At 58.3% G+C, this 13237-nt stretch carries 15 protein-coding genes; 1 reads left to right on the forward strand and 14 read right to left on the reverse strand.

The annotated features are described in order from the left end of the window. Positions 1-108 precede the first annotated feature (108 nt). From tsaD to M1617_02355, 5 genes are all read right to left on the reverse strand, one after another. A complete protein-coding gene (tsaD, locus tag M1617_02335) occupies positions 109-1665 on the reverse strand; it encodes a tRNA (adenosine(37)-N6)-threonylcarbamoyltransferase complex transferase subunit TsaD (GenBank protein ID MCL5887127.1) in 1557 nt (518 codons plus the stop codon). Then, the gene (gene tsaB / locus M1617_02340; protein ID MCL5887128.1) at positions 1662-2411 is read right to left on the reverse strand and encodes a tRNA (adenosine(37)-N6)-threonylcarbamoyltransferase complex dimerization subunit type 1 TsaB; all 750 of its coding nucleotides are present in this window, start codon (positions 2409-2411) and stop codon (positions 1662-1664) included. The genes tsaD and tsaB overlap by 4 nt, the downstream gene beginning before the upstream one ends. Next, on the reverse strand, positions 2408-2917 hold the full coding sequence (gene tsaE / locus M1617_02345; GenBank protein MCL5887129.1) for a tRNA (adenosine(37)-N6)-threonylcarbamoyltransferase complex ATPase subunit type 1 TsaE: 510 nt from the start codon (positions 2915-2917) through the stop codon (positions 2408-2410). The genes tsaB and tsaE overlap by 4 nt, the downstream gene beginning before the upstream one ends. After that, positions 2917-3441 carry a uracil-DNA glycosylase gene (locus tag M1617_02350; protein ID MCL5887130.1) on the reverse strand — a complete coding sequence of 175 codons (525 nt, stop codon included), beginning with the start codon at positions 3439-3441 and terminating at the stop codon, positions 2917-2919. Before M1617_02350 ends, tsaE begins: the two co-directional genes overlap by 1 nt. 70 nt (positions 3442-3511) lie before the next feature. Further along, positions 3512-4027 carry a nitroreductase family protein gene (locus M1617_02355; protein ID MCL5887131.1) on the reverse strand — a complete coding sequence of 172 codons (516 nt, stop codon included), beginning with the start codon at positions 4025-4027 and terminating at the stop codon, positions 3512-3514. Between the two features lie 59 nt (positions 4028-4086). Here M1617_02355 and M1617_02360 point away from each other — a divergent pair, with 59 nt between their 5' ends. Further along, positions 4087-4500: a hypothetical protein gene (locus M1617_02360; GenBank protein MCL5887132.1), complete on the forward strand. Its 414-nt coding sequence runs from the start codon at positions 4087-4089 to the stop codon at positions 4498-4500. Between the two features lie 49 nt (positions 4501-4549). On the opposite strand, the gene M1617_02365 is transcribed toward M1617_02360, so the two are convergent. The 9 genes from M1617_02365 to M1617_02405 form a co-directional block, all read right to left on the reverse strand. Continuing rightward, complete coding sequence (locus M1617_02365; protein ID MCL5887133.1) at positions 4550-5194, reverse strand: V-type ATP synthase subunit D; 645 nt, start codon at positions 5192-5194, stop codon at positions 4550-4552. A 12-nt stretch (positions 5195-5206) separates the two neighbouring features. Beyond that, a complete protein-coding gene (locus tag M1617_02370; protein ID MCL5887134.1) occupies positions 5207-6637 on the reverse strand; it encodes a V-type ATP synthase subunit B in 1431 nt (476 codons plus the stop codon). Position 6638: 1 nt separating this feature from the next. Next, entirely contained in the window at positions 6639-8390 is a 1752-nt protein-coding gene (locus M1617_02375) for a V-type ATP synthase subunit A (GenBank protein ID MCL5887135.1), read from the reverse strand. Beyond that, positions 8390-8722 carry a V-type ATP synthase subunit F gene (locus tag M1617_02380; protein MCL5887136.1) on the reverse strand — a complete coding sequence of 111 codons (333 nt, stop codon included), beginning with the start codon at positions 8720-8722 and terminating at the stop codon, positions 8390-8392. The genes M1617_02375 and M1617_02380 overlap by 1 nt, the downstream gene beginning before the upstream one ends. Then, the gene (locus M1617_02385; GenBank protein MCL5887137.1) at positions 8715-9716 is read right to left on the reverse strand and encodes a V-type ATPase subunit; all 1002 of its coding nucleotides are present in this window, start codon (positions 9714-9716) and stop codon (positions 8715-8717) included. Before M1617_02385 ends, M1617_02380 begins: the two co-directional genes overlap by 8 nt. A 92-nt stretch (positions 9717-9808) precedes the next feature. After that, complete coding sequence (locus tag M1617_02390) at positions 9809-10387, reverse strand: V-type ATP synthase subunit E family protein (GenBank protein MCL5887138.1); 579 nt, start codon at positions 10385-10387, stop codon at positions 9809-9811. Positions 10388-10436: 49 nt separating this feature from the next. Further along, a complete protein-coding gene (locus M1617_02395) occupies positions 10437-10706 on the reverse strand; it encodes an ATPase (protein ID MCL5887139.1) in 270 nt (89 codons plus the stop codon). A gap of 65 nt (positions 10707-10771) precedes the next feature. Then, a complete protein-coding gene (locus tag M1617_02400; GenBank protein ID MCL5887140.1) occupies positions 10772-12790 on the reverse strand; it encodes a hypothetical protein in 2019 nt (672 codons plus the stop codon). Positions 12791-12832: 42 nt separating this feature from the next. After that, complete coding sequence (locus M1617_02405; protein MCL5887141.1) at positions 12833-13201, reverse strand: hypothetical protein; 369 nt, start codon at positions 13199-13201, stop codon at positions 12833-12835. Positions 13202-13237: the final 36 nt, after the last annotated feature.

The following is a 13237-nucleotide window of genomic DNA, read 5'->3' on the forward strand; positions in this document are numbered from 1 at the left end:
TTTGCGAATGGGTTGAGTGGCACACGCTTAGATAATCAGGTGACGCCTTACTCAGGATAGCGGGGTCCGCGGGCGGTGTCGGCGTGCTTGCGTGGCGCTCGCAACCTTTTAGCCCAGGCGCAGGCCGGGGTCAGCTTCGGCGTCCAGGGCGAGCCGATCCCCTTCGAGGAACCTGAACGTTCCAGCAGCCGCGATCATCACAGCGTTGTCGGTGCATAAGTCAAGGCTGGGTACGTGCACGCTCACGCCTTCTCGGCGCATCGCGGTATCGAGAGCTTCGCGCAGGGCCCTGTTGGCCGCAACACCGCCGCCCAAGACGAACCTGTCGACTCCGCACTCCTTGACCGCCGAGAGGGCTTTGGCGACCTGCACGTCGATGACGGCCGCCTGGAACGACGCCGCCAGGTCATGCACGTCGATCGCGCGGCCTGCAGCCTCTTCGGCACGCACGTGGTTGATCACCGCGGTCTTCAGGCCGGAAAGCGAGAATGCGAGGTCGCCCGAGTGAAGCATCGCGCGCGGGAACGGGATCGCGTTCGGGTCGCCCTCCTCGGCAAGCCGAGAGATGACGGGGCCGCCGGGATACCCGAGTCCAAGCAACTTCGCGACCTTGTCGAACGCCTCGCCAACGGCATCGTCGAGCGTCTCGCCCAGCGTGCGGTAGACGCCCCAGCGCGGGACGTGGATCAGTGATGTGTGCCCGCCGCTGACGATCAGCGCGACGAACGGCGGTTCGGCTGCCGAGTCACCCATGGCCGTCGCGAACATGTGGCCTTCCAGGTGGTTCACGCCTACGAGCGGCACCCCGCTGGCCATCGCGAGGCCCTTGGCGTACGCGACGCCGACCACGAGCGCACCGACGAGCCCGGGCCCGTGCGTGACTGCGATCGCGTCGAGGTCGCCGAACGCCAGCGGCCGGCCAGCTGCCTCGCTGGCGCGCGCCATCGCCTCGTCGACGGTGCTCACGATCGCTTCGGTGTGCTTGCGGCTCGCGATCTCCGGCACGACGCCGCCGAAGCGGTGGTGGAACTCGGTCTGGCTTGCGACCACGTCGGCAAGCACGGTCTCGCCCGCCGCCATGACCGCTGCGGCGGTCTCATCGCACGAGGTCTCGATCGCGAGCACGAGCGGCCGAGGAAGGTCCTCAGGCCCACCGAACATCCGCAGGGCTTCTGCGCCCTTCGCCGACAAGGACTCCAGGAGCTTACGGCTGCTTTCTGCGGTCAGGTCGCCCGACCACATGATGACCGCATCCTCCCCGGTCTCCGAGTAGTACTTCGGCCGGACGCCCGCGCGCGTGAGACCCGCGGACTCGTAGAGCGAGATCGCGGCTGCGTTGCTGGTGCGGACCTCCAGGGTGACGCGCACGACGCCTTCGGCGACTAGGCGCTCGTACGCTGCGCTGATCAGCGCCGAAGCGAGGCCACGCCGCCGGAAGGTCGGCTCGACCGCGAGGTTGAGTATGTGGGCCTCGTTGCCGACAAGCGCAGCTCCGACGTACCCGAGGACCGCCCGCTTGTGAGCGGCGACGAGCCATACCCTGTCTGCGCGGCCCAGCTCACAGCGGAACAGCTCCTCGCTCCACGGCGCAGGGAAACTCGCACGCTCGATGGCGGTCACGGCCTCGATGTCTGTTGCAGTCAGCGCGCGGATGTATGCGCTCACCGGGGGCCACCCTTCTCTGCCGCTTTGCGCTCGTTCTCCTCGGCATCGGATGCGCGCGTGTACACCGGCAGCAGCGCGGCGACATCGCCCGAACCCTGCGATCCCGTCGCCCACGCAGCGCCGAAAGCTGCGAGCAGCGCCTCGCCGCTCGGGCTCCAAAGCGCCTCCTCGGCCAGCGAGAACGCCGTGTGCTCCGTGGCTCCGAACAGCTCGCGGTACTTGTGCAGCGCGTTGCCGGTCAGCAGACACGGCTCGCCGAGCGCTGCCCAGCGCTCTACCACCTCGGCGGGTCGGGCCACGGAATCCTCCTCGAGGCGCACCACTCCCTGCGCAGAGACGCGGAAGAGTGCCGGATACACCTCGGAGCGCATCGCATCGCCGAGGACGCCTACGAGCATCGGAGCTTGGGCGAGTGGCTGCACTCTCCACGCGATGGCGTCGAGCGTGCCCACGCCGAAGAGCGGAACGCCAAGCCCATGTGCGAGCCCTTTGGCGATCGAGACGCCGATGCGTACACCGGTGAACGACCCCGGCCCGCGACCCACGACCACCATGTCGATTTCGGCAGGCTCGATGCCCGCAGCCGCTAGGAGCTCGGAGACCCGAGGCAGGGTCTGCGCAAGGGCAGCCCGGGGGGCGTAGATGTCACCGACGCCAAGCACCTGGACCTGGCCGTCTTCCAGCGCTCCCAAACCGATCGCCACGACCTCGGTCGATGTGTCGATCGCGATGATATTGCGGCTCATCGGCGAACCTCCACGCCTGCAAGCGCATCGCAAGCAGCAAGCCAGCTGCTTGCGAGCCGGGCATATCGCGCACCGTGCGCCTGGAACGCGAGCGCACGCTTGGCTTCGTCGACGATCTCAATGCGGATCGCTAGGTGCTCAGGCGGGATCGCCTCCGGGAATCGGTCTCCCCACTCGACGACGGCCACACCGCCCGCCTCCAGCACCTCGAAGTACCCGGTGTCCTCGAGCTCATCGGCGCGCTCAAGGCGATACAGGTCGACATGGTAGAGCGTCGAGGCGCCCTCATGCACGCGGATTATGCCGAAGGTCGGGCTCGTGATCGGACCTTCGACCTGCAGCCCAGCCGCTATCCCCTTCGCAAGCTGGGTCTTGCCTGCCCCAAGGTCACCTGTAAGCAGCAGTACGTCGCCGGGGCCCAGCAGGTGACCGAGGGCCTGTCCCGTGGCGTGCGTCGCCTCACTCGCCGAAGTGATGATCGTCCCTTGTGTGCGCCCGTCATCCATCAGTGGGCCTCTTCGGCGGGCAGCCCGCTGCTATCACACGACAGCGCAGCGATCGCGCGGAAATCCTCGAACAGCACCTCACGTTTCGATCTGTCGTAGATCACTGCTGCTGGGTGGAAGACAGGAAAGACGGTCGCCTCTCCCAAGACCATAGGCTTACCTCGCAGCTCGGTGATGCCCGCTTGAGTCCCCAGGATGAACCTAGTCGCATGGTTGCCCAGGGTCACCAGCACCCTGGGGTGAACCAGCCGCACCTGCTCGCGCAGGAAACCGGCGCAAAGTTCCACCTCGGCAGGCAGCGGATCGCGGTTGCCGGGTGGTCTGCACTTCAGGATGTTGGCGATGTAGACCTGTCTTCGGTCGAGGTCCACCGATGCGAGCAACTCATCTAGAAGCTTGCCAGCGGCGCCGACGAAAGGTTCGCCGGAGAGATCCTCGGCGCGTCCGGGTGCTTCACCCACGAACATGATATCAGCGGCAGTATCCCCTGCCCCGAAGACGAGTTCGACGCGAGTCTCACCCAACGCGCACCTTCGGCAATCGCCGATATAGCGCCGAAGTGACTCTAGCGTCTCGAAGGAAGCCTCGGTCATCTCAGAGCCATGTCGTCAATTCGTCGAGCGGCCTTCTGGGCGATCTGCCCGAGGACTCCGCAGAGTACCCGATAGGCAGAATCGCAACCGGGGTCACCGGTGCCACGATACCGACAGCTTCGCGCACCGCATCCTCGTCGAAAGCACCTATCCAGCAAGACGCCAGCCCTCGGTCGACAGCAGCCAACAGGATGTTCTGCACCGCGGCAGCGCTATCCTGGATGGCGTAGAGCATCTCACCCCGCGCACCGTAGCGGGCCGCGCACGGACGTGGATCCACCGAGACTATGATTATCCGTGGAGCCGCCGTGGCCCAGCGTTGCCGAAGCGCACCCTGCAACCGCTCCTTCGCCTCGATGCTGCTTACGACCGTGAAGCGCCAGGGCTGAATGTTACCCGCCGAAGGGGCCACCGTCGCAGCGGACAACAGGGCAACGATATCCTCGTCAGTCACAGTGCGTTTCGAATCGAAATGACGCACGCTCCTGCGCTTCAGGACAACATCGCTAAACTCCATGGATTTCCTCTCGCCAAAACGTTTGAACATCACGCCTATATTAGACCAGCAGTGTTCAGTTGGCATATCGTAAAGGAATTACGCCGACGTCGGCGAAAATCAAGATAAACGCATTGGAGGTGGGACTGGTGGTATTGGATCGACGCAACGTTTCCAGTGAAGACATCGGCATTCGCGCATTCCAGATTCGCAAGGCCAAAGCGGTCGAACGGGCGATGGATCGATTGCGTCATGCGCTGAAGGCCAACTGGGCGCAAGTCTCAAGCCCTGAAATCGAGGAAATCGAGTGGGTGCTCGGCGAAGTATGGGCCTACGTGGCTCGCGATGAGTGGGACAAGATGCGATTCGGTCACCTGACGATGGCCGACCTCTATCGAATCCTTTCCTTAGGACGCCAGCTAAGACAGCATTCACGTGGTAGCGTGGAAATCCTGACGGAGGTCGCAGAGACCATCACGGAAAGAAGCTCATAACCACAGCGAAGTCCAAAGCCTCCTCTGCAAGATTGTCGCAGGTCCGCCCCTAACGAGTCTGCGCCTTCTTGCTCTCGATCTTCTTCTTGACCTTCTTCAGTCTGAACAGATCCTCTCGAGCGCGCTCATCGAGTATCTGCCTGATGTATGTGACCTGCCCTCTGAGCTGCGGAACGGTTATCTGCTCCAAGGCATTGACTCGTCGGTTCGTCTTCTGGATCTCATCGCCAAGGCGCTTGAGTCGGGTTTCGATGTCAGCGTACTCGATGATCACGTCTAGGATCCGCTCGAACTTGTGGGCCGTTTCATCGACCCTGCTCGAGACGCCCGTCACCGCGTAGCCACGGGTGAACGATGTTCGTATTGGACTCTCTCCTTTAGTCACCACCGGAACGGGAACACCCATGATCTTCGTTCCCGACATCTCGACGGTGACTTCACCCTTTGTGGCCATACCAGCCGAGCGCAACGCCACGGTTCCATCGACAGCCTCTGCAACCGCCAGTGAGTACTGCGCTTCGGAGACAGCACGCTGAAGCAACTCCGAAAGGCGCAAGGTCTCATCCATCACGCCCATGAACTCGATAAGCAGTGCATCTCTCTTCTGTTTGAGCAGGTCCATGCCTTGCTCCGCAAGCTTGATCTGCTCGCGACGCTCCAGCAACTCTGTACGAGTCGGCCTTACTTCTTCCACTCATGCACCTCTCTAAAGATCGCCCTCAGGCTCAGGGTTCGGGTGATACTTGGCTACAAAGTCACGTACCCTCTTCAGTTCGCTGATTGGCAGCCCGCTCATCAAGTCCCAGCTGATGTCCAGAGTCTCCTCAATCGACCGACCTTCTTCACCTTGACCAACGATTCTGGTTTCGAAGTCATCTGCGAACCTTAGATAACGCCGATCAGTATCAGCTAGGGCTTCCTCGCCGACGATAGCAACCAGTTTGCGCAAATCACGTCCCTGCGCATAGGCCGCATAGAGCTGGTTGGCAACAGCCCTGTGATCTTCCCTAGTCTTTCCATCACCGATACCCAGGTTCATCAGTCGAGAAAGACATGGCAGGGCATCGATGGGCGGAAAGATACCGCGCCGATGCAGGGAGCGGGAAAGTACAATCTGCCCCTCGGTGATATATCCCGTTAGGTCTGGAATAGGGTGCGTGATGTCATCGTCTGGCATCGACAGGATAGGCAGCTGCGTCACTGAGCCCTTCTTGCCCTTGATTCGACCGGCGCGCTCGTAAATCATCGCTAGGTCGGTGTACATGTAACCCGGGAATCCTCGTCGACCAGGAACCTCTTCACGAGCGGTGGAGACTTCGCGCAGGGCCTCGCAGTAGTTGGTCATGTCAGACAATACGACAAGCACCTGCATGTCCTTTTCGAACGCAAGGTACTCGGCCACGGTGAGTGCGCACTTCGGAGTGAGGAGACGCTCAACTGTCGGGTCATCGGCGAGGTTCTGGAAGAACACCACGCGCTCCAGTGCGCCGGTCTTCTCGAACTGCGACATGAAGTAGCTAGCTTCACGGTGAGTGATACCCATCGCGCCGAAGACGATGGCGAACTCTTCCCCGCTCTTGACCTTTGCCTGCCTGATAACCTGGGCGGCCAACTCGTTTGCCGGCAGTCCTGAGCCAGAGAAGATTGGAAGTTTCTGTCCGCGGACCAGCGTGTTCAAACCGTCGATCGCACTGATCCCGGTCTCGATGAAGTCAGCCGGCTTCTCCCGTGAATAGGGATTGATAGGAGCTCCAGTGATGTCCAAGCGCGCCTCTGGGATGATTGGTGCTCCACCATCTATCGGAACACCCGTCCCGTTCAGCACCCTGCCGAGAAGATCGGGGGAGACATCGATCTTTGCGACTTCTTCAAGAAAGCGGATCTCGGTGGCGCTCACATCCACGCCTTGGGTGCCTTCGAAGACTTGAATGACTGCTATGTCCCCCGATATCTCAAGCACTTGGCCGGTCCGACGAGAATCATCAGGCATCTTGATGGAAACCATCTCATTGTAAGCAACGTTTTGCACGCTGTTCACGAACAACAGCGGTCCCGTGACGTACGAGATGGTTCGGTAGTCAGTTGAGACCAACGATAGTTTGGTCTCAACCTCTTGCGTTGCGGTCTCGGTCCCCAATTCAGTACACCTCGATTCCGGCGATTTCTTCGGCCAACTGTTCCGCATAACCCGGTAGGCTCTGGATGGCCTCCTCATGAGGGGTGGTCTTCATCCCGGCTATTCGATCGCGGATGGGAGTCTCCAGAAGCTGCCTTAGCGACACTCCTCTGTTTAGCGCTGCAACGGCAGAATCGTAGAAAGCCAAGATCACCTTCAGCATCACGTACGCCTTTTTAGGCGGACAGTATGCATCGATATCATCGAAAGCGAACTGCTGAAGAAAATCCTCACGCAGCATTCTGGCTACTTCGAGGATGACTTTCTCCGATTCCGGCAATGCATCCGGGCCGACAAGCTGTACGATCTCTTGCAGCTCGGTCTCCTTCTGAAGTATGAACATCGCGCGATCGCGTAAGTCCTGCCAATCCGGCGCAACATTCTCCTCATACCAGCCGCGGATCTGACTGCCGTAAAGGGTGTATGACTTCGTCCACGATATAGCCGGGAAGTGCCTTCTATGCGCCAGTGAGGTGTCCAAGGCCCAGAACGCTCCAGTAACCCTTAGAGAGTTCTGTGTCATTGGCTCAGACATATCTCCACCTGCTGGGGATACCGCTCCCACCATCGTGACTGAGCCTATGCGCTCATCAGACCCAAGGGTCTGGACTCTTCCCGAGCGCTCATAGAATGAAGCGAGTCTTGTGGCAAGGTAGGCAGGGTATCCTTCCTCCCCGGGCATCTCCTCGAGACGTCCCGAGACTTCTCGAAGTGCCTCGCCCCACCTTGAGGTCGAGTCTGCCATCATGGCCACGTTGTATCCCATATCGCGATAGTACTCCGAGAGAGTGGCACCGACATAGATGGACGCCTCGCGGGCCGCAACCGGCATGTTAGATGTGTTGGCCACAAGCACGGTGCGTTCCATCAACGGTGCACCGGTTCCCGGGTCTTCAAGCTCGGGAAACTCTACGAGGACTTCTGTCATCTCGTTTCCTCGCTCACCGCATCCAACATAGATGATGATGTCGACTTCCGCCCACTTGGCAAGAGATTGCTGGGTGACCGTCTTTCCAGTACCGAACCCTCCTGGGATGATCGCGTTCCCTCCCAGTGCGACCGGAAAGAACGTATCCAATATCCGCATACCCGTCGTGAATGGATGGGTTGGGTCGAGCTTACGAACGTATGGGCGCCCTTGGCGAACGGGCCACCACTGACTCATCTTGATCTCGAAGCCATCCTCAAGCTTCGCCATGACTTGGTCTACCGTATACGAACCTTTCTCGGCAACTGTGGCCACCTTTCCAGAGACTCCCGGCGGAATCATGACCTTATGCGTTATAGTCTCGCCCTCGGGAATCGTGCCTACCACATCCCCAGGTCCTACCGACTGTCCGGGCTGCATCACAGGCGTGAAGTCCCACAGACGCTCGTGGTCGAGGGCTGCAGCCACGGTTCCGCGCTCAATGAACTCGCCCGATTGCTCGGCGATCAGCGGCAAAGGTCGCTGTACTCCATCGTAGATGGAGGTCAGGAGCCCAGGACCCAACTCGATCATCAATGGTCCTGCCGTGGACTCCGTGATATCCCCGACCGTCAACCCTGAAGTGTCCTCGTATACCTGAATGGTCGCCAAATCCCCCTCTAGACGGATTATCTCGCCCATCAGCCCTTCTCGACCGACCCGGACTATGTCATACATCCGCGCGCCACGCATGTCTTGCGCAACGACCACCGGTCCTGTGATCTTCGATATCTTTCCGACTATCATCAGCCTCGCCTCAAAGTTATGTCGAATCCAATAGCTCTACGTATCAGTCTCGCAAGGTACGCTCTGTGGTCATCTCCAACTTCGAGCTTCTCTTTAATAGGCAGCGATATCACAATCGGACGATAGATGGAGTCGATTCGACGTTGTGTTCGCTCGTCTATCCCCGCCATAAGGCGCTCGTTCACGGCTATGATTCCGCTGTCCTCGTCGTCAATCAGGCTGTTTAGATGGACGCGGGTCATCTCTGCCGAATCGACTACCACCGTGTCGACGCCAGAGAGCCTGAACCCGTCTGCTGTGCTCGTATCGGTGAGCACTGTTAGCTTATACAAGTATCAGCTCCTTTCTGATCCGGTCGAGCGGCATGCCGACTTCCTTGCCTTTCACAATAATCCGAATATTGGTTACCTCGTTCTGCTTGGCCCACAGATAGGCTATTGCAACGCCTGCCCCCAGCGGGTCTCCTCGGCCTAGCTTCACGACGCGTCGAACAAACGCTTGCTCCAGCGCTCTTTCGAATACGGAGATGCTGTTCTGTTCTAGGTATGCCATGACTACGTCATCGAGTATCCTGCCGTACGATATCTTTTTCAGCCTCTCTAACACCTCATCCACATCTGACTTGGCAGCTAGATCCATATACAGCGCACGATCCACCTCGATACCACCGGGCAGAAAATACGATTCCACGTCTTCGACATCGATGTCGGCCTGAAGGAGCCTCAGTGCCATCACAAGATTGGAGACGTCCATTTGAGCGCCGAGGACTGCTCGTCCGATTTGAATGTTCTTTCCCCGCTTATTCAGTCGCTGTGTCGCCCATGACGCATAGTACTGGTCGAGAGACAACTCCATGCCGAGGAGCTCTCCAGTCTGAACATAGCTGGCGAAACCGTCCCTGAGAGGGCTGGCGAACGGCAGGCCCCATGTAGCAACTGTGTCCACAAGCGCTTTCACGTCTTCAAGTCGCGCAAGTCCATCAATGTCATGAACGCTCAGTGTGCCAACCGGCAGTACTCCTGCGCCCAGACTCTCTGCCTCCAACCCGAGGTGCCTGGCCCTCAAAAGAGATTTGAGATTGAACACATCCCATCTGCCAAGCAAGGTCGAGACGATATGACCGGCCTCCGGGTTCAAGAAGCCGGTCACTTTGCCGTATGTCCGCACCATACTGTTTCGCAAGGCCCCATCGATGTTTGCGGCGCTGATGCCCTTTATCAACACTTCCTCAATGGAGGATGCGTACTCCGATTCCAACAGACTCTGAACCAGATCCTTGGTACTTGATGCCTCCAAAAGCTGCTCGAAGAAGGAGTGGTGCAGCATCCGCGAGCGCATTCCTCTTATCCGAGCATTTGCATATCCGTAGTCGCTGCCGCTGGATGGGCTGATGGATCGTACCGAAGCAGGGCTCTTGTTCATGAGAACAAGATCTCCGCTACATCAGATTTGATATAGGGGATTGCCTTTTCCAAACGATCCTCGATTGTGTTCCGTCTGACAATCCGCCCATCGGCGTAACTGACCACCACTCCGCCCATAGTCGAAATCTCTGCACGGACCGACCCTTGAGCACCGATATCCGCCAGTGTCTTGAGCGCAAGTTCCTCATCTGCTGGATCAACCAGGACTTCTGGGGGCTCGCTCATGTCAGTCACCGCTTCCTCCAGCAGCGCACGAAACAATTCCGGATACCCATCAGCCCGCCTTATTTCGGACAGTTTTTCTCGAGAGGAGCTAAAAACCCTGGTTACTATCTCCTCTTTGACTGACCCCATTCGCTTTTGCGCATCAAGCCTCACGACATTGACACGCCTAGCAGAGTCCTCCTGTCCTGATGTCTGCGCGCTCAATAAGCATCCGTTACGAATAGCTTCGGCCTCGTCAGCTGCATCAGCCGCAATCGAACTGGCTTGCACACGCGCAGCTTCAAGAAGCGCAGCACACTCATCTTCGGCCTGCTCGTCCAGTGCGCGGAAGATATCCTCAAGGGCCATGTACGATAACCTCGATCCTTCGAATGTAGGAGCCGACTATCCCCTCGGACTACCTTGATGGAGGCGGTGTGACAGGCATACCGATTATCATGATCGCCGCGACAAACCCGAGGAGCACGATGACCTCCGGGAGAGCCTGCAGGACTACGACCCATACGGCCGCTTCGGGCCTCTCGGCGAGCGTACCTGCGGCAGCCGTACCAATCTTTGCCTGAGCGTATCCTGCGGCCATCGCAGAGAAGCTCATTGCAACGGCGGCGGCAATCGCCTTCGCGATATAAGCAGATGCCTCGCCGCCCGGATCGACGGCGTAAGCCATCGCCGGGAACGCCATCGCCAAAAGAAACGCTGTGCCTGCAATTGTCTTCCCCAGTCGATTCTTGATCATGCGCTCTTTCCTCCTCCAACTTTGGTAAACGGACTGTACGGTTGCTTTCCTGTCTCGTAAAACGTGCCGAAGAACTCCAGCAAGTTTAGACGCAAGGCATGGATCAAAGGGACGAATGCGGCAATCACTATCTTCAGTGAGTGCAATATCACCCCAAGTATGATTGCGGCCACCGGATGGCCCATCGCCATCATCAACTCATTGACAGCATTGGCGAACATTGCGCCGCCCAAGCCAACGGCCATGATCCTTATGTAGCTGGCCATGTGTGAGACCGCTAGAAGGACTTCGACCGCACCCATCAATCCGCCGCCACGCACGGCGTAATACGCGCCGCCCAGAGATATGAGGCCGATTGCGACTTGTAGCCACATCTGCCCAGTTTCACCGACGGTGTCGGAAATAATCGTAAGTTGGCTGATCAGCACAATCACGAGCACCCCTAAAAAGGTGACGAGCAGTCCTCCCTTTTCGTACAAGTGCTTCTTGTGCTTGGTCTTGACTGCATTGATGACTCCGAGAGTGAATCCGAGCAGTATGTGAACCACCCCAGCAAGCACTGCCATCCACATGTAGGCAACAATGTGTTCCGGGCGATAGAAGACCGGCACCATCCCGAACCAGTAAAATATCTTTTGCCCAGTCTCCGCATACAGTTGTGCGTCATACGTGAGCCATCCCAGGAGCTTAGGTACATTCCCGAAACCCTCTCCGTACGCAAGCCCGAACGCGATACTCATAGTTGCGGCTGGGCCCAAGATGGCCGTAGCGACCTGCACCAGTTCGATTTCACGGAACTTGAATCTCAGCCATATGACAACGGCAAGGATTATTGATCCGTATCCGAAATCGCCGACTATCATCCCGTAGAATAAGGGGAAGAAAATGAACAAGAGCCATGTCGGATCCACAGTTCCGTACTTCGGAACACCTCTCACGTTCATCAGCGTGGAGTACGGCGCAACCCGATCCGGATTCTTAAGCGATACTGGGGTCTCTTCATACATGTCCTCTTTGATCTCAGTTGTTGAGACGATGACCTCGAGCCCCCATCGGCTCACTATCGTCCGTCTGAGTTCCTCGAAGTCAGCCACGGGAACCCAACCGCTAATCACAAATGTATACTCGGTACATCCGAACTTCGGGATGACCCCGACCTCGTCAATCTTATCGATGAGGACGTCCCGTATGGCAAGAAGCCTCAGTTCCCACTCGATCGACATCTCCGCAAGCTCATCAATGATTTTCTGAAGCTCCGCAGGGAGCTCCTTTCGCTTGGCCCTCAGCTCTTCATACGCGACATCGAAGGGAACGTCTTGGAACTCACTAGGTAGTCGAATCTGATTGACGTTCTCCACGGCAAGAAACTTGTGGACCGGCTCAGAAAAGGTTCTGCTGAAAACTACAATCGCAGCTGTGGTGTCCTGATCGACGTCAGTAGAGACAATCTCGCATTGCTTATTTGTGATTTTGTCCAACTCATCTTTGAGCTGCTCTAGTGCGCCTTTGTACCGACTCTCAATCAGCAGCGCCACCGACTCGTATGCCCCGGTGGTAACAATCTGCTTGGCTAAGGGCTGGATCTTCTCGAGTATTGGTTCATAGCGAGCCAACTGGGCGATCTCGCTTTCGATAGCCGCCTGATCGGCGGCCAACGTCGCGGTCCGCTCTTCCACTTCTCCAACAACATCAGCTATTTCCTGTGCGAGTTGCGCCGTATTGAGGCAGTAGAGGCGATCGTACTCGCGCAGTCGGGCTTCCTGGTCCATGGGAGCTTTTTCTTTGTGAAGAACCCCGAGTATCGCGCGAACCCGAATCAGAAGTTCATCCATTTGGTCTTGATCGACCCTTTGGTCCTTGACGATCTCCATGCTTTCGAGCGGCACATCCCCCGATTGAATCTTTGCGGACAGATCTTCGATATGAAGAGAGCCGTCCTCGTGCAGCATGCTGATGACTTCCTGGAAGAGATTCTTGGGGCCGATGATCTCGACTTTAGTCATTGGGACTAACATTTCACAACACACCTCCCGCAGATGGATCTAGCGTACTACCGTCTAAACCCTAGTCACCACACCGATTACAAACTCGACTGCCTCATCTTCGCGACTTGATGCCCTGGAGCAAAGAGCCTCCACCTCGGCCTCGGACTCTAAAGCGATCCGTTCCAGCTGGAGATTCAAGTTACTCAGGCAGGATTTCTTCTCCCCCTCGGCTAGATCCCAACCCTCGGCTTCGGCCTCTCTTTTGACCTCCACCGCCTTTTTCCGAGCTTCTGCGACGATCTCCTCGGCTTGCTGTCTGGTCGCAAGAACCCGCCCGGTTATCTCAAGTTCCTTCTCCTTGATGAGGTACAGAGGGGAGTTCAAGTCCATCTCCCGCTTACCCGAGGTGAGATTGGCTCCTGCAATCACATCGTCGCCCACGCCGCATGCCCCCGTCCTGGTTCGAGTCCGGCCAAT

It is taken from the genome of Actinomycetota bacterium (assembly GCA_023488435.1).
Taxonomy (GTDB): domain Bacteria; phylum Actinomycetota; class Coriobacteriia; order Anaerosomatales; family UBA912; genus UBA912.

Bases quoted from the DNA above. Each gene is read 5' to 3' on its own strand.
- tsaB (MCL5887128.1), bottom strand. From the start codon at position 2,411: ATGAGCCGCAATATCATCGCGATCGACACATCGACCGAGGTCGTGGCG.
- tsaE (MCL5887129.1), bottom strand. From the start codon at position 2,917: ATGGATGACGGGCGCACACAAGGGACGATCATCACTTCGGCGAGTGAG.
- M1617_02355 (MCL5887131.1), bottom strand. From the start codon at position 4,027: ATGGAGTTTAGCGATGTTGTCCTGAAGCGCAGGAGCGTGCGTCATTTC.
- M1617_02375 (MCL5887135.1), bottom strand. From the start codon at position 8,390: ATGATAGTCGGAAAGATATCGAAGATCACAGGACCGGTGGTCGTTGCG.
- M1617_02385 (MCL5887137.1), bottom strand. From the start codon at position 9,716: ATGCTGCACCACTCCTTCTTCGAGCAGCTTTTGGAGGCATCAAGTACC.
- M1617_02390 (MCL5887138.1), bottom strand. From the start codon at position 10,387: ATGGCCCTTGAGGATATCTTCCGCGCACTGGACGAGCAGGCCGAAGAT.
- M1617_02395 (MCL5887139.1), bottom strand. From the start codon at position 10,706: ATGGCTTACGCCGTCGATCCGGGCGGCGAGGCATCTGCTTATATCGCG.
- M1617_02400 (MCL5887140.1), bottom strand. From the start codon at position 12,790: ATGTTAGTCCCAATGACTAAAGTCGAGATCATCGGCCCCAAGAATCTC.